This is a genomic window from Vibrio sp. V33_P6A3T137, assembly GCF_009904835.1.
Lineage (GTDB): Bacteria > Pseudomonadota > Gammaproteobacteria > Enterobacterales > Vibrionaceae > Vibrio > Vibrio metschnikovii.
On sequence record NZ_WXWK01000090.1, the window covers coordinates 16,658 to 31,857 of the forward strand.

Here is a 15,200-nt window from a genome sequence, read left to right on the forward strand (position 1 = left end):
TATATTGCTGTCTCTAGTGTTTGTCTATGGCACCTTACGACAAGGGCAAAGCCATCACGATTATTTAAGCGCAAGTAAGCTTTTGGGCTATTTTGAAACACCGCCAAGCTATGCGTTGCATGATATTGGTCCGTATCCGGGATTGATTGCTGGTCAGCAATCAATCAAAGGGGAAGTGTATCAAGTTGATGAGCGCACATTGGCAAAACTTGATGTATTAGAAGATGTCCCCGTTGAATATCGACGTGAAACGATTGATACTCCTTACGGTCTGGCTTGGATATACATTTATCAAGAGGCGTCGCGGCTTGATTCTGAAATTGAATCTGGCGATTGGTGCCAACGTATTTAAGCCGTGTTTTCTCAATGAAAAAAGCCAGCAATGCTGGCTTTTTGAGCTTATTCACCCTGACTTAATCAGGGGAAAGAGCCTTATTTTTGCTGTGCACGCTCGTAAGAAGAGAGGATTTCAGCACGCGCAGAAGCGGCATCTTCCCAACCTTCTACTTTTACCCATTTACCGCTTTCTAGCTCTTTATAACGCTCGAAGAAATGCGTGATCTGAGCTTTCAGTAGTGCTGGAATATCATTCACATCTTGAATGTGGTCGTACTCTTTAGACAGCTTAGAGTGTGGAACGGCGATGACTTTGGCATCTTCACCGGACTCATCACTCATCTTCAGAACACCCACTGGACGACAACGAATCACAGAACCCGGGATCAATGGGTAGGGTGTTGGAACCAATACATCAACTGGGTCACCATCAAGAGATAGTGTGTGGTTCACATAACCGTAGTTACATGGGTAGAACATAGGCGCAGACATAAAACGGTCAACGAATACAGCACCAGAATCTTTATCTACTTCGTATTTGATTGGATCTGCGTTCGCTGGGATCTCAATCACTACATAGATATCATCTGGCAGAGATTTTCCTGCTGGCACATTATTTAAGCTCATTACGGTTTCCTTTTGGTTAGCCGGATTTTAAAAAGTGTCGCTCATTATTATGCAAACTGCACGTCGGTGCAAAACCGACGTGCAGAAAAAGGCGAAGTTTACCTGTAAAAAGCCGGATACCCAAGTAGCAGTGCTCAACTCGATGGGCTTTTAGCTCCTGCTAACTTTAAGGATCAGCGCCATTGATTAGATTTGTTCTATGGTTATTCGATATTTATCGACAACGCTCAGTCAGTTGAGTCCCGTTCAGATGACTATTCATCTGGGTAGGTTTCAAGGAACTGAGAGACTTTTTCAACCATCTGTTTTGAACCGACAAAAAACGGCACACGCTGGTGTAACTCGGTAGGTTTGATATCAAGGATACGTTGTCTGCCATCTGTCGCTAAGCCCCCCGCTTGCTCAATCAATAGTGCCATCGGGTTGCATTCATACAGCAAACGCAGCTTACCGTTGGGGTGACTTTGAGTGCTTGGATAAAGATAGATGCCGCCTTTGAGTAAGTTGCGGTGAAAATCGGCGACTAATGAACCAATATAACGTGAGGTGTAAGGGCGGTTATCTTCCGGTACGCTCTCTTGACAGTATTTAATGTATTTTTTAACGCCGGTTGGAAAACGAATGTAGTTACCTTCGTTGATGGAGTAAATTTTGCCCTGCTCTGGGATGCGCATATTTTCATGAGAGAGACAAAATGAACCAATCGACGGGTCGTAAGTAAAGCCATTGACGCCATTGCCGGTGGTGTACACCAACATAGTCGAGGAGCCATAAATCACATAGCCAGCGGCTACTTGTTTATGGCCGGGCTGAAGGAAATCTTCTGCGGTTGGTGGTCCGCCAACGGGAGAGATGCGGCGATAAATCGAGAAAATGGTCCCCACTGAAACGTTGACATCAATATTCGATGAGCCATCGAGCGGATCCATTAACACGACATATTTCGCATTTTGGTTGAGTTCTTTATTGAAGGCGACCGCCTCATCTTCTTCTTCACTAGCCACACCGCAGACTTGATCGCGCGCTTCTAAAGCCGCTTTAAACTTATCGTTAGCGTAGACATCCAGTTTTTGTTGTTCTTCACCTTGAATATTATCGTTACCCGATGCGCCAGTAATATCGGCTAATCCAGCTTTGTTGATTTCTCGGTTAACGATTTTGGCGGCAAGACGAATGGACGCAAGTAGAGAGGAGAGTTCACCGCTTGCATGGGGGAAGTCGTGTTGTTTTTCAACAATAAACTCACCAAGGGTGCGCATCTTCGACATGTTATTTCCTTAACACTTATTGGTTCTGGGGGAGAAAGGTAACGCGAGAGAGTAGGATCATCGGCGTTGGTGTTCTTACTCCTTGAGAAGAAAGCAAATTTAGCTACCTTTTCAAGGTGTTTCGTTATAGCGGTGATTTTAAATCCTAGAACTTTTTACGAGTAATAAACTAACTGCCGAAGATCTCAATTTAGATGTCGACTTTCGAGAAATTACATTGTGGCGATTTGCGGTACTCGCTTTTATGGTATGAATCAGGATAATGGTCAGGCAGACAAACAGCACAAGTGAGATCAGGTTGATGCATATTCATATTTTAGGGATTTGTGGCACTTTTATGGGCGGATTGGCGATCCTCGCTCGTCAGTTAGGTCATCAAGTGACGGGGAGTGATGCCAATGTCTACCCACCAATGAGTACGATGCTATCATCACAAGGGATTGAAATTATTGAGGGTTTCAATCCTGATCAGCTAAACCCACGTCCTGATCTGGTGGTGATTGGTAACGCGATGAGTCGTGGCAATCCTTGTGTTGAGTATGTCTTAAACCATAATTTACGCTATACCTCTGGGCCGCAATGGTTACATGATTTCTTATTGCAAGATCGTTGGGTTCTGGCTGTGGCGGGAACGCATGGTAAAACGACCACCGCGAGCATGTTGACGTGGATTTTAGAACAGTGTGGCTATCAGCCCGGTTTTCTTGTCGGTGGCGTATTAGGCAACTTTGATCTCTCAGCTCGCTTGGGAGAAAGCATGTTTTTTGTGGTTGAAGCCGATGAATATGACAGTGCTTTTTTCGATAAGCGTTCTAAGTTTGTTCATTATCACCCAAGAACGTTGATCCTGAATAACTTAGAGTTTGATCATGCGGATATTTTTGATGATCTTGAAGCGATCAAGCGTCAGTTCCATCACTTAATCCGCACCTTACCGGGTAATGGACGAGTGTTTGCTCCCCAGCAAGACTCTGCTTTGGCGGATGTGTTGAGTCGAGGATGCTGGAGTGAACGAGAATTAATGGGTCAGCAGGGGCAATGGCAGGCTAAAAAGCACAACCCGCAAGGCTCACAATTTGCGGTCTATTTTCAAGATCAACGAGTGGGCGACGTCGAGTGGTCATTGATTGGTGATCACAATGTAAATAATGCCTTAATGGCGATTGCCGCCGCGCGACATGTGGGCGTTACGCCAGATTTGGCCTGTCAGGCATTAGCAAGCTTTATCAATACTAAGCGCCGTTTAGAGCAAAAAGGACAGGAAAATGGCGTTACTGTTTATGATGATTTTGCTCATCATCCGACGGCGATTGAACTAACTTTGTCTGGCTTACGTAACAAGGTCGGCAATGAGAAGATCATTGCCGTCGTCGAACCTCGCTCTGCAACCATGAAATTAGGTGTGCACAAAGGCACGCTGGCGGCATCACTCGCGCAAGCTGATTCAGTCTATTTTTTTCAGCCTAACGAATTAGCGTGGTCGGTTGATGAGGTGGCTCAGCAATGCTCCTCACCCGCTTATGTGAGCAATAATATCGACGACTTAGTTGAGAAAATTTGCGCAGCAGCCAAACCGGGCACGCACATTTTAGTGATGAGTAATGGTGGTTTTGGCGGCATACATAACAAGTTACTTGCCACGCTTAAAAAGCGCGCTCAGTAACACTTTAGGCATTAAATAAAAAGTGACCGACATGACAACACATAGCCAAGCCATTACCTTAGCCTGGACCGGAGCCTCTGGCGCACCCTATGGACTGCGTCTTTTAGAATGTTTACTCGCCAGTAATCATACCGTGTATTTGCTTATCTCATCGGCCGCCAGAGTGGTATTAGCGACGGAACATGGTTTGCAATTGTCTAGTCAACCCCAAGCGGCGCAGCAGCAGTTGGTTAAGCAGTTTAATTGCGATCCGAGTAAACTGATCGTCTGTGGCAAAGAAGAGTGGTTTTCCCCCGTGGCTTCAGGCTCTGCGGCACCGAAAAAAATGGTGGTTTGTCCTTGTTCAGCAGGCAGCGTTGCTGCTATCGCTCATGGCATGTCGGACAACTTGATTGAGCGCGCTGCAGATGTGGTGCTCAAAGAGCGAGGACAGTTACTGCTGGTGGTTCGCGAAACCCCGTTCTCTACCCTGCATTTAGAGAATATGCATAAATTATCGCAAATGGGCGTTACCATTATGCCGGCAGCGCCCGGTTTTTATCATCAGCCTAAATCGATCGATGATTTGGTTGATTTTATGGTAGCTCGAATTCTCGACCATCTAGGGATTGAACAGGGACTTGTGCCGCGCTGGGGTTATGATCAGCGTTAAGTAGCTTCTTTCATGTTTTAGCATTACAATCTTATTCACTCATCGGGGAGCCAACCATTCATCATCGAATGGCGCTGAGATCAAGCCATGCTTGGGACCCGCATTAGTCATCGTCTTGACCGTCAAGCGATACTGACTAAACACCTGAACCAGATAATACTGGCGTAGGAATTGAGCAGGAGATTCGACACAGACTCATGGACGCTGTCTCACTCTTTCTCAAGCCTGTGCCGCTCACCATGGAGCGCAAGCCTTGAAAAATCAATACTCTATCATCGCATTAACTAGCCTATTCTGTTCTTCCCTCGCGCTTGCCGCGCCACCCACGACAACCGATAAACCAACCTTGACGGTGTATACCTATAGTTCATTTATCGCGGATTGGGGGCCGGGTCCGGTGATTAAAAAAGCGTTTGAAGCCGAGTGCAACTGTCAACTGAACTTGGTTGGTTTGGATGACGGCGTATCGATTTTAAATCGCTTACGTCTTGAAGGTCGCCATACTAAAGCGGATGTTTTGTTGGGTTTGGATAACAACTTGATGACCGAAGCAGAACAAACAGGACTGTTAGCCCCTCATTCTGTCGATTTATCAGCACTGACTCTGCCGAATGGTTGGAGTAATGAGACCTTTATCCCTTACGATTATGGCTATTTTGCGTTTGTGTATAACCAGCAAACCTTAACTCATCCACCGCAGAGCCTGAGAGAACTGGTCGAACAGCGCGATGACTTGACGATTATTTATCAAGATCCGCGGACCTCAACTCCAGGTCAAGGGTTGCTACTATGGATGAAGTCGGTCTACGGTGATCAAGTCGCCACAGCATGGCAGCAACTGGCGAAAAAAACCGTCACGGTGACCAAAGGGTGGTCGGAAGCTTATTCAATGTTTTTAAAAGGGGAGGCCGATATGGTGCTCTCTTATACGACTTCTCCTGCTTACCATAAGATGGCTGAAAATGACCATCGTTATACCACGGCTAACTTTGCTGAAGGTCACTACATGCAGGTTGAAGTTGCGGCTAAGGTGAAAAGTAGTCCGAACCAAGCATTAGCTGCTCAATTTATGCAATTTATCGTCAGTGATGCCTTCCAATCGGCTATCCCAACCACCAACTGGATGTATCCTGTAACCAATGTAGCTTTGCCTGACGCCTTCTCTGAATTACAAAAACCCAGCCAATCATTGACCTTTAGTGCCAACGAAGTAGCGGCACAGCGTCGTCATTGGATTCGTGAGTGGCAACACGCATTGACTTTTTAATCGATGATCTTATCAACGACGCCTAAATTAGGTATAGGGGTCGCAGCATTAGTTGCGGCCCTAGTTATTAGTGCATTGGCCGCTTTGTTGTGGCAAGCCCCTTCTTTTGCGATTAGTCAATTATGGCATGACGCTTATTACCGTCATGTTACTTGGTTTAGTTTCTATCAAGCATTTTTTTCTACGTTACTGAGTGTGGGCTTTGCTATTCCAGTCGCTCACGCTTTAAGTCGTCGCCGCTTTAAAGGTAAAGAACTTCTCCTCAAGCTGTTTGCGATGACCTTGGTGTTGCCCGTTTTAGTCGGGGTATTTGGTTTACTCGCGATTTACGGCAATCAAGGATTAGTCGCCAAAATACTTGGCTACTGGCACATCCGTCTGCCTTTTTCGATTTATGGTTTAAACGGAATTTTATTGGCCCATGTGTTTTTTAATTTACCTTACGCAAGTCGATTATTGTTGCAAAGCTTAGTGGCTATTCCACTTGAGCAGCACAAGTTATGCGCCCATTTAGGCATGAGCAGTTGGCAAAAATTTAAATGGGTTGAGTGGCCAAGACTGCGCCAACAATTACCTCATGTCGCTAGCCTAGTATTCATGCTCTGTTTTACCAGCTTTGCTACGGTTATGGCATTAGGCGGAGGACCGAAAGCGACAACGATTGAGCTAGCGATTTATCAAGCGATTAAGTTTGATTTTGATTTGGCTACGGGGGCACTGTTAGCCATTTGGCAGATGTTATTGTGTGGATTGTTATACTTTTCGATGCAATGGTTTAGTCGTTGTTTGCCCGCAACTCAAGGGGGAAATTATCCTGTCCAAGTTTGGGGGGGGGACACTCGACTAAAACAACTCTGGGATGGAATGTGGATTGGTGTGGTGATCTTATTAGTCATTCCTCCTTTACTGATGGTGGTTTTAAGTGGTTTAAATAGCTACCTGTGGCAAGTGTTGAGTAGTCAGGAATTTTGGCTTGCCACCGCAGCCTCTTTTCAAGTGGCCAGTGTTACCGGTGCGATAGCGTTACTTGCAGGATGTGCGATTGTTATAACGAGTCGTCATTGGCGAATCAATCAACAACCTATTAAAGCCAATAGTATTGAATGGATTGGCACCATTATTCTGGTTACGCCCGGCTTAGTGATCAGTACCGGGTTATTTTTGTTGCTGCGTCAAATGGTCGATATCTTTAGCATGGCTTATTGGTTGGTGGTCGTCGTCAATAGTGTTATGGCGTTACCTTATGTGATTAAAACCTTATCGCAACCGATGTTGCATATTGCTCAGCAGTACCATTTATTGTGTGCCAGCCTTGGTTTAAGGGGTTGGCAGCGTTTGCGACTGATTGAGTGGCGAGCGCTGAAAAAGCCGTTTGCTCACGCTTTCATCATTAGTTTTTTAGTCTCCATGGGGGACCTGAGTGCGGTAGCGCTATTTGGTAGTCAGCAGTTTCGCACCCTCCCGCTGTACTTATACCAACTCATGGGTAGCTATCAGATGCAGGCCGCCGCGGTAGTGTCATTGGCTTTATTGGTCTTTAGCGTGGGTCTTTATTACGGCGTTGAACGGCTATTGCAGATTAAACAGAGAGAGTAAATCATGCTAAATATTGCAAAGCTTACTTATCAATATCAAGATGAGAGTTTCATGTTTGATTTAACGATCAAGCAAGGCAGTATCATGGCGTTGATGGGACCCAGTGGGGCAGGTAAGTCAACGTTGCTCAGTTTAATTGCCGGTTTTATCAACCCTCAAAGTGGTCAAGTTGAGGTTGAGGGGCATTCTGTGCTCGGTCAACCACCCCATCAGCGACCTTTTGCGATGTTGTTTCAAGACCACAATTTATTTCATCATCTCACCGTCTGGGAAAATATTGCACTCGGACTAAATCCAAGTCTTAAATTAACCGATAGCCAGCGACAACAAGTGGTTGAGGCCGCACGTCAAGTCGGGCTTGAAGCGTTACTAACGCGTTTGCCTGAGCAACTCTCCGGCGGCCAAAAACAACGGGTAGCCTTGGCGCGATGTTTTGTACAAGCTCATCCTATTTGGTTGTTGGATGAACCTTTCTCGGCTCTTGACCCGTTATTACGTGAAGAAATGTTGGAATTAGTTAAATCATTAGCTAAAGCGCGATCAGTGACGGTATTGATGGTCACGCATCATCTTAACGATACTCAAACCATTGCTAGTCACTTTGCGTTTTTAGCTCAAGGTCAAGTTCAGGTGACCGGCGAGATTGAGCAGTTGCACGAGCGCAACGCTCACCCATTATTTAGCGAGTTTGTTCGAGCAGGAAGTCATCGTAGCTAATGGTCACGATGACCGGTTGATCTGCTCGTTAACCTTTGCTCCGTTTTGCCCTCAATCCCTCCGTGAGTGAAGGTTATTGAAGGCGAACGTTTTTATTCCGACGGCTGAGAAGTTTAGCTATCTTGCCCATAAAGGGTTTTGATCATTTGATAAATTTCTCGCGCCGCTTTGGGCGGCTTTTGACCTTGTTTCTCTTTACTGGCTTGACGAGCCAATTGGCGTAAACGCTGTCTATCGGCTTCAGGATAGTGCGCCATCAAAGCTTCAATCGCGCTATCACCTTGTTCAACAATTTTATCCCGCCATTGCTCTATCTTATGTAAGATAGCGGTAGTTTGAGCGTGTTTATTGCGCAATTTATCCAAAGCGATTTGAATCGGCTCCGGATCAACGTGGCGCATCATTTTACCAATGTACTGTAATTGACGGCGACGTGCCTCGTTTTTAAAGCGTTGTGCATCTTTCACCGCTTCGGCTAACTCTTCCGGTAGCGGGACTTTTTGCAAGGCAGATGGTTTTAACTCCACCAACTCTTCACCGAGTTTTTGTAAGACAATCATGTCATTTTTCAGCTCAGTCTTACTGACTAAGATGATCTCTTCTTCCTCTTCCCAAGGGGCTTTCTGGTTTTTACGCGCCATAGTCTTCACTAATTAGTTATTTATCTCTGCTATTTTAGCAAGAATCGTGGGGAGAAAGCGAAATTCTTGTTATCCTAAGACGATAAAAGCTCAATTAGTTGTGGATGAGAGATGGATATTAGACAGCAAGTGATGATCCAACGTGCCGAACTTGAAGCGGCGGTAGCTAAAGCACTCGATATGGCCTCTGCTCAAGCGGATGCCGCCGAAGTAGCAATCAGCAAAAGTACCGGGTTAAGTGTTTCCACTCATATGTGTGAAGTGGAAAATGTTGAATTTAATAGCGATGGTGCCTTGGGAATTACCGTCTATCGAGGTCAACGTAAAGGCAGTGCATCAACCTCTGATTTGAGTGAGAAAGCCATTCATCAGACCGTATTAGCGGCTTTAGATATTGCTCACTATACCTCAGAAGATCCGTATGCTGGCCCAGCGCCCAAAGCGTTAATGGTTAAAGATATCCCAGATTTAGATTTGTTCCATCCTGATGAGCCAAACCCTGATCGCGCTGCTTCTATCGCGATTGCTGCAGAGCGTGAAGCTCTCAACTACAGCAGTAAAATCAAACAAAGCGATGGGGCGAGCTACGACAGTCATTACGGCGTCAAAGTTTATGGTAATAGCCACGGTTTATTAGCCAGTTATGCTTCGAGTCGTCACAGCATCAGTTGTAGCGTCATTGGTGAAGGCAAAAATGGCGAGATGGAGCGTGACTACAGCTATACGGTGGCACGTCATCGGGATGACTTATGGACACCCCAGCGTGTTGGTCAACAAGCGGCAGAGAAAACCATCCAACGTTTGGATGCTCGCCAACTGAAAACGGGTCAATATCCGGTGATGTTTGCTGCCGATGTCGCGACTGGCTTAATGGGCCATTTAGTGACGGCGATCAGTGGTGGCAGTCTGTATCGTAAATCCTCTTTTTTGTTGGATCATTTAGGTCAGCCAATTTTGCCTAGTTGGTTCACGATTAATGAGCGTCCACACTTATTGCGCGGCCTTGCTTCGACCCCTTTCGATAGTGAAGGGGTGGCGACGATTGACCGAGAGATCATCACCGATGGTGTTCTAGCAACATACTTATTAACCAGCTACGCCGCACGGAAGATGAACATGCAGCCAACAGGCCATGCCGGTGGGATCCATAACTGGTTTATTACCTCTACAGGACAAGACTTTGATCAATTACTCAAAACAATGGGCAGTGGTTTGTTGGTTACTGAGGTGATGGGGCAAGGTGTGAATACGGTGACTGGGGATTATTCTCGCGGCGCAGCAGGATTTTGGGTGGAAGATGGCCAAATTCAGTATCCCGTTTCTGGTGTGACCATTGCTGGTAACTTAAAAACCATGTTTAAGCAATTGCTGGCGGTCGGAACTGATGTCGAAACTCGTTCACAAATTCAAACGGGTTCGATGTTGATCGAATCAATGAAAGTTGCTGGCGAATAACGCTAACGGCTAGGCCACAAAGCGCTGAATACCATCAGCGCTTTGAGTCATCCGACATTAAAACGATGTCGCTAAATCAGTAGTGTCGCTAAACCCAAAAAAACCGATAAACCGACTACATCGGTCACGGTGGTTAATGCCATACCACCAGCTAATGCGGGATCGATATTCATTTTTTTGAGTAGGATAGGAATCGTCACACCCGCGACGCCCGCAATGAATAGGTTGGCCATCATGGCGGCAGAAATAATCCCACCCAACAGCCATTCTCCTTTCCATAACACGACGATGGCACCAATGATCAGCGCCCATAATATGCCATTAAAAAAGCCGATCGCGGCCTCTTTAAGCAACAGTTCGCGTTTATTACTATCACCAATGTGGCCAAGAGCCAATCCACGGATCACCAACGCTACGGTTTGATTACCGGCTACCCCCCCCATAGAGGGGACGATGGTCATTAATACCGCAATGGCAGCCATTTGCTCCAATGTTGCTTCAAACATATTCGACACCGAAGCCGCGGTCAGTGCCGCTAAGACGTTGGCACCCAGCCAAATACTGCGCTTACGAGTTGATTTTAACACGGGGGCAAAGGTATCTTCATCGTCGTTCATACCCGCCATACTCATCATTGAGTGCTCGGCATCTTCACGAATTACATCCACCACATCATCGATGGTAATTCGACCTACTAAATGTTGGTGCTCATCGACCACTGGAGCAGAGACCCAGTTACGTCGCTCAAACAGACTAGCGACATCCGAGTCTTTGGCATCGACCTTAATCGCTTCATCGGCATCTTCCATCACTTCACTGACTTGAATGTCAGGCTGAGTGGTGATGAGGGTGGCTAAGGGTAGGTAACCAATCAGTTTGCTCTCTTCGTCAATGACGTACAGTGAGTCTGTGGCATAGGGCAGTTGGCCTTTCATCCGTAAATAACGCAGCACAACATCAACATCAACGTCACCACGAATAGTGATGACGTCAGTATTCATCAGACCGCCAGCGGTATCTTCTGGATAAGACATTGCTGTTTCGACACGTTGACGCTCGGCGGCATCCATTTGTGCCAATACTTCACGAGAGACGTCATCTGGTAAGCTACGCAGTACATAAGCTAAATCGTCACTGTGCATCCCTTCGGTTGCTTCGATGAGCATCTCTGGGGCCATCTTCGAGACTAACGCATCTTTGACGTCTTCGTTGAGCTCTTCAAGGATCTCGCCGTAATCTTCAGGGTCGGTCAATTGCCACAAAACATCACGAGCTTTGCGGGGAGAGGCTTCTAACAGGTGGGCGATATCTTCCGGTTCCATGTCCTGCAGTTGCCTGCGCACATGAACAAAGCGACCATTTTCTAGCGCTTCGGTAATTTCTTGGAGGGTGTTATGGGCTTGGTCAAATTCAATCGGTTCGGCCATGCTTCCTCCTCACGGTTATTAAGTTTTTGACAATAGACAGAATAGTAACTTAATTTACGAATCAAGTAACCTGAAGATATTGGAGCGGTCAATGTCAATAGGATTAACAACGAATTAACATTCGACGGTAGGGATAGGTGAAGAAGATTCGATAACGCTTATTCGCTCTCATCAAATTTACTTTCAATCAGTTGGCATACCGCATCCAGAGCGGTGCTGGCATCGTCACCATCGGCACAAATAGAGATTCTCTGTCCTTGAGCCGATTCGAGCATCAGTAAGCCCATCACACTGTCGGCGGTGGCTTGCTTCTCATCTTCGCCTTTAATGGTAATCACAGCTTGAAAAGATTGAGCAAGCTCGACCAATTTAACGGCAGCTCGCGCATGTAGCCCCAGTTTATTTTGAATGAAGACTGTACGATGCTCGTGTGCCATAAGGGATTATCCTTGATGTTTCTCTAATGAATGATGGCGTATCTGGACTTGATGACCCAGTTGGGCGAAGTACTCACCGATCTGTTGAGTGAGATACACCGAGCGATGTTTGCCGCCTGTACAGCCAATCGCAATGGTTAAATAACTGCGATTGTTTTTTTCCAGTAGCGGTAACCAATATTCAAAAAAACGTTGAATATGCAGTTTTAATTCAATGACATCGCTGTGACTTTCAAGAAACGATTTGATCGGTGCATCCAGTCCAGTGAGAGGGCGTAAATCTGGCTCCCAGTGAGGGTTGGGTAAAAAACGCACATCAAATACGTAATCCGCGTCGCTTGGTATACCATATTTAAAGCCAAAGGATTGGAAGACCATCACTAAATCACGCCGTTCACGCCCTTCGACTCGCATACGTACAGTTTCGCTCAGCTCATGCAAAGATTGATTGCTGCTGTCTAGTAACAGATCCGCCTGCTCTTTTAATGGCGCTAATAGACACTTTTCCCGCTCGATGGCTTGAGCTAAGGTCGGTTTATCATCTTGTAATGATAAGGGATGAATGCGGCGTGTTTCACTGTAGCGTTTGAGCAGTGTCTCTTTACTGGCGTCCAGAAAGAGTACACTGACATCATTATTTTTTTTGAGTTGGTCTAAGACATCTTCCACCAAACTCGGTTCTTTCGGTAAGTTACGGATATCAATACTCACCGCGACATTTTGTTTGCTGTCTTGCACCGATTGTATGAAGGCATCTAATAAGCTAACGGGCAGGTTATCGACACAATAGTAACCTAAGTCTTCAAGGACTCGTAAGGCGACACTTTTCCCCGCGCCAGATTGACCACTCACTACAATTAAACGCATCACAAGACCTATTGAGGTTGATTGAGCATAATATCGTATAGCTCTTGGTCGCTTTCGGCGTGTCTGAGCTGTTTAAGAATTTGCTTGTCGTTGAGGCGTTCGGCCATGCAAGATAAGGTTTTCAAGTGTTCTTTACACTGCTCTTCTGGAACCAGTAAAGCAAACAAAAGATCAACCGGTCGGTTATCAATGGCATCAAACTCAATCGGTTCAGCACACTGAATCAATACGGCGACCGCCTTTTCACTGTCAGTCATTCGGGCATGGGGAATCGCAATACCATTGCCGATGCCAGTACTGCCCATTTTTTCACGACTGAGCATGCATTCAAACAGCTCAGTGGCATTTTGACCAGTATGTTGAGCGGCGATTTCACTGATGATTTCTAATGCTCGTTTCTTGCTAGAACATTGGACTGCACTTTTGGTGCAGTCCAATGAGAGTACTTCGCTTAATTGCATGTTAATGGCTACTTAGCTTTTCTTTATGCTTGTTGAGTTGACGAGAGAGTTTATCCACTAAACTGTCGATCGCGGCGTACATATTTTCATCGTCTGCCGTCGCGTGGATTTCTCCCTGGTTTACGTGGAGCGTAGCTTCGGCGATCTGGCGAAGTTTTTCAACCCGTAAAATCACTTGAGTGGTATTGATATGCTCGAAAAAGCGCTCAAGCTTTTGAAACTTCGAATGAACATAGTCTTGCATTGCATCGGTAAGATCAATGTGGTGGCCTTGGATATTGATTTGCATAGACATTCCTTCTCTGTTGGGCCTTATAACAGGCGTTTCCGCTGACTCGAGGGCGCAATCGCCAAGGATTCACGGTATTTTGCAATGGTCCGTCTTGCTACCTGAATCCCTTGATCAGCGAGTAGGGCTGCGATTTTGCTATCACTTAATGGTTTCGCTGGGTTTTCTGCCGCCACCAATTTTTTAATCAGGGCGCGAATCGCAGTCGATGAACACTCTCCGCCATTATCGGTACTGACATGACTTGAGAAAAAGTACTTTAATTCAAAAATACCCCGTGGGGTGTGCATGTATTTCTGGGTCGTCACTCGAGAAATGGTTGACTCATGCATTTCCACGATCTGTGCCACGTCATTTAACACCATCGGTTTCATGGCTTCCTCGCCATATTCGAAGAAATCGCGTTGATGTTCAACTATGCACTTGGCAACTTTGAGCAAGGTCTCGTTTCGGCTTTCTAGGCTCTTAATTAACCACTTTGCCTCTTGCAAATTCGACCGAATGTAGTTGCTGTCGGGATTATTACCGCGGGCAAGACTAGCGTATTGCTGATTGATCTTTAATTTCGGGACGCTATCGGGATTAATGCTGACTTGCCATTTACCTCGGTCTTTATAAACCGAGACATCGGGAACGACATATTCTGCTTGTTCTTGAGAGATTCGATTACCTGGACGAGGATCTAACTGTTGAATCAGTTGTAGCGCGTCACGTAAGACCTCTTCTTTGAGTTTGCTCTCTTTAACAATCAATTTAAAGTCACGATTACCCAACAGGTCGATGTAATCAGTGAGTAGCAGTTTGGCTTCGCTTAACCAAGGTGTCTCACTCGGATAGGTTGCCAATTGCAGTAATAAGCAATCTTGCAGATTGATCGACGCGACGCCAAGGGGATCAAACTGTTGGATACGTTTGCGAACCGCTTCTACTTCATCGAGTTCGATCTCTTGTTCTGCGAAGTTTTCTAAAATCTCACTCAGCGGGACAGTGAGGTAACCGTGATCGTCGATCGCGTCGATTAACGCTCGGGCGATGGTACGATCGGTATCACTAAAAGGGGTCAGATCCAGTTGCCACAATAAATAATCTTGTAGTGTTTCGGTAGTCTCTCCTTGATAAACCGGTAAGTCATCGTCGAAGGCTAACCCCGTACTGCCACTGTTAGCGCTGTAGACATCATCCCAAGTGGCGTCCATTTCTAGTTCGGCACTGATTTCTGATTTTTCGATTAATTGTGAACTGTCTTCTGGTTCGCTCGCCTCTGCACTGGGAGCTGGGTCTTCATTGCGCGCAGAGTTGTCGTTAGCGGAGAACTCTTCAATGGTCTCTTCAACATCCAGTAGCGGGTTAGAGATCAAAGCTTCTTGGATCTCTTGTTGTAGATCCAAGGTAGAGAGTTGCAGCAAACGGATGGCTTGCTGCAACTGGGGAGTCATGGCTAACTGTTGACCAAGCTTGAGCTGTAATGAAGGTTTCATTCAGTATTAACTACCTTGT

16 protein-coding genes are annotated in these 15,200 nt (G+C 46.0%); 7 read left to right on the plus strand and 9 right to left on the minus strand.

Going from position 1 to position 15,200, the window contains the following annotated elements; all coding sequences use genetic code 11:
* The first annotated feature begins 4 nt into the window (after positions 1-4).
* On the plus strand, positions 5-352 hold the full coding sequence (locus CAG60_RS08740; protein WP_161438756.1) for a gamma-glutamylcyclotransferase family protein: 348 nt from the start codon (positions 5-7) through the stop codon (positions 350-352).
* An 80-nt stretch (positions 353-432) separates the two neighbouring features.
* Here CAG60_RS08740 and ppa read toward each other — a convergent pair whose 3' ends face one another.
* Positions 433-963, minus strand: a complete 531-nt coding sequence (ppa, locus tag CAG60_RS08745) for an inorganic diphosphatase (protein WP_004394570.1) — start codon at positions 961-963, stop codon at positions 433-435.
* Positions 964-1,217: 254 nt separating this feature from the next.
* A complete protein-coding gene (fbp, locus tag CAG60_RS08750; protein ID WP_004394571.1) occupies positions 1,218-2,231 on the minus strand; it encodes a class 1 fructose-bisphosphatase in 1,014 nt (337 codons plus the stop codon).
* A gap of 301 nt (positions 2,232-2,532) precedes the next feature.
* Here fbp and mpl point away from each other — a divergent pair, with 301 nt between their 5' ends.
* From mpl to thiQ, 5 genes are all read left to right on the plus strand, one after another.
* A complete protein-coding gene (gene mpl, locus CAG60_RS08755) occupies positions 2,533-3,894 on the plus strand; it encodes a UDP-N-acetylmuramate:L-alanyl-gamma-D-glutamyl-meso-diaminopimelate ligase (protein WP_161438757.1) in 1,362 nt (453 codons plus the stop codon).
* Between the two features lie 31 nt (positions 3,895-3,925).
* Positions 3,926-4,546: a flavin prenyltransferase UbiX gene (locus CAG60_RS08760; RefSeq protein ID WP_161426703.1), complete on the plus strand. Its 621-nt coding sequence runs from the start codon at positions 3,926-3,928 to the stop codon at positions 4,544-4,546.
* A 253-nt stretch (positions 4,547-4,799) separates the two neighbouring features.
* On the plus strand, positions 4,800-5,813 hold the full coding sequence (gene thiB / locus CAG60_RS08765; RefSeq protein WP_161438758.1) for a thiamine ABC transporter substrate binding subunit: 1,014 nt from the start codon (positions 4,800-4,802) through the stop codon (positions 5,811-5,813).
* Between the two features lie 3 nt (positions 5,814-5,816).
* Positions 5,817-7,409, plus strand: coding sequence for a thiamine/thiamine pyrophosphate ABC transporter permease ThiP (thiP, locus tag CAG60_RS08770; protein WP_161438759.1), 1,593 nt, complete (start codon positions 5,817-5,819; stop codon positions 7,407-7,409).
* A 3-nt stretch (positions 7,410-7,412) separates the two neighbouring features.
* Positions 7,413-8,126, plus strand: coding sequence for a thiamine ABC transporter ATP-binding protein (gene thiQ, locus CAG60_RS08775; protein WP_158144656.1), 714 nt, complete (start codon positions 7,413-7,415; stop codon positions 8,124-8,126).
* Positions 8,127-8,239: 113 nt separating this feature from the next.
* On the opposite strand, the gene yjgA is transcribed toward thiQ, so the two are convergent.
* Positions 8,240-8,767, minus strand: a complete 528-nt coding sequence (gene yjgA, locus CAG60_RS08780; RefSeq protein WP_161438760.1) for a ribosome biogenesis factor YjgA — start codon at positions 8,765-8,767, stop codon at positions 8,240-8,242.
* Between the two features lie 111 nt (positions 8,768-8,878).
* Between yjgA and pmbA the strand changes: the two genes are divergently transcribed.
* Complete coding sequence (gene pmbA / locus CAG60_RS08785; RefSeq protein WP_161438761.1) at positions 8,879-10,222, plus strand: metalloprotease PmbA; 1,344 nt, start codon at positions 8,879-8,881, stop codon at positions 10,220-10,222.
* Between the two features lie 71 nt (positions 10,223-10,293).
* On the opposite strand, the gene mgtE is transcribed toward pmbA, so the two are convergent.
* The 6 genes from mgtE to CAG60_RS08815 all read right to left on the minus strand — a co-directional run bounded on the left by mgtE (position 10,294) and on the right by CAG60_RS08815 (position 15,181).
* Positions 10,294-11,649 (minus strand): magnesium transporter, encoded by a 1,356-nt coding sequence (mgtE, locus tag CAG60_RS08790; RefSeq protein WP_004394579.1) that lies wholly within the window; start codon positions 11,647-11,649, stop codon positions 10,294-10,296.
* A gap of 158 nt (positions 11,650-11,807) precedes the next feature.
* Entirely contained in the window at positions 11,808-12,086 is a 279-nt protein-coding gene (locus CAG60_RS08795; protein ID WP_154170059.1) for an HPr family phosphocarrier protein, read from the minus strand.
* Positions 12,087-12,092: 6 nt separating this feature from the next.
* Positions 12,093-12,953 (minus strand): RNase adapter RapZ, encoded by an 861-nt coding sequence (gene rapZ, locus CAG60_RS08800; protein WP_161438762.1) that lies wholly within the window; start codon positions 12,951-12,953, stop codon positions 12,093-12,095.
* 8 nt (positions 12,954-12,961) lie between these two features.
* Positions 12,962-13,414 carry a PTS IIA-like nitrogen regulatory protein PtsN gene (gene ptsN / locus CAG60_RS08805; RefSeq protein ID WP_004394582.1) on the minus strand — a complete coding sequence of 151 codons (453 nt, stop codon included), beginning with the start codon at positions 13,412-13,414 and terminating at the stop codon, positions 12,962-12,964.
* Between the two features lies 1 nt (position 13,415).
* Entirely contained in the window at positions 13,416-13,703 is a 288-nt protein-coding gene (gene hpf / locus CAG60_RS08810) for a ribosome hibernation promoting factor (RefSeq protein ID WP_004394583.1), read from the minus strand.
* A 23-nt stretch (positions 13,704-13,726) separates the two neighbouring features.
* The gene (locus CAG60_RS08815) at positions 13,727-15,181 is read right to left on the minus strand and encodes an RNA polymerase factor sigma-54 (protein ID WP_161438763.1); all 1,455 of its coding nucleotides are present in this window, start codon (positions 15,179-15,181) and stop codon (positions 13,727-13,729) included.
* Between the last annotated feature and the right edge of the window lie 19 nt (positions 15,182-15,200).

Coding starts and splice junctions, on each gene's coding strand:
- yjgA (WP_161438760.1), bottom strand. CDS start 8,767: ATGGCGCGTAAAAACCAGAAAGCCCCTTGGGAAGAGGAAGAAGAGATC.
- mpl (WP_161438757.1), top strand. CDS start 2,533: ATGCATATTCATATTTTAGGGATTTGTGGCACTTTTATGGGCGGATTG.
- CAG60_RS08795 (WP_154170059.1), bottom strand. CDS start 12,086: ATGGCACACGAGCATCGTACAGTCTTCATTCAAAATAAACTGGGGCTA.
- ppa (WP_004394570.1), bottom strand. CDS start 963: ATGAGCTTAAATAATGTGCCAGCAGGAAAATCTCTGCCAGATGATATC.
- thiP (WP_161438759.1), top strand. CDS start 5,817: ATGATCTTATCAACGACGCCTAAATTAGGTATAGGGGTCGCAGCATTA.
- hpf (WP_004394583.1), bottom strand. CDS start 13,703: ATGCAAATCAATATCCAAGGCCACCACATTGATCTTACCGATGCAATG.
- pmbA (WP_161438761.1), top strand. CDS start 8,879: ATGGATATTAGACAGCAAGTGATGATCCAACGTGCCGAACTTGAAGCG.
- ptsN (WP_004394582.1), bottom strand. CDS start 13,414: ATGCAATTAAGCGAAGTACTCTCATTGGACTGCACCAAAAGTGCAGTC.
- fbp (WP_004394571.1), bottom strand. CDS start 2,231: ATGTCGAAGATGCGCACCCTTGGTGAGTTTATTGTTGAAAAACAACAC.
- thiQ (WP_158144656.1), top strand. CDS start 7,413: ATGCTAAATATTGCAAAGCTTACTTATCAATATCAAGATGAGAGTTTC.
- mgtE (WP_004394579.1), bottom strand. CDS start 11,649: ATGGCCGAACCGATTGAATTTGACCAAGCCCATAACACCCTCCAAGAA.
- CAG60_RS08760 (WP_161426703.1), top strand. CDS start 3,926: ATGACAACACATAGCCAAGCCATTACCTTAGCCTGGACCGGAGCCTCT.
- rapZ (WP_161438762.1), bottom strand. CDS start 12,953: ATGCGTTTAATTGTAGTGAGTGGTCAATCTGGCGCGGGGAAAAGTGTC.
- CAG60_RS08815 (WP_161438763.1), bottom strand. CDS start 15,181: ATGAAACCTTCATTACAGCTCAAGCTTGGTCAACAGTTAGCCATGACT.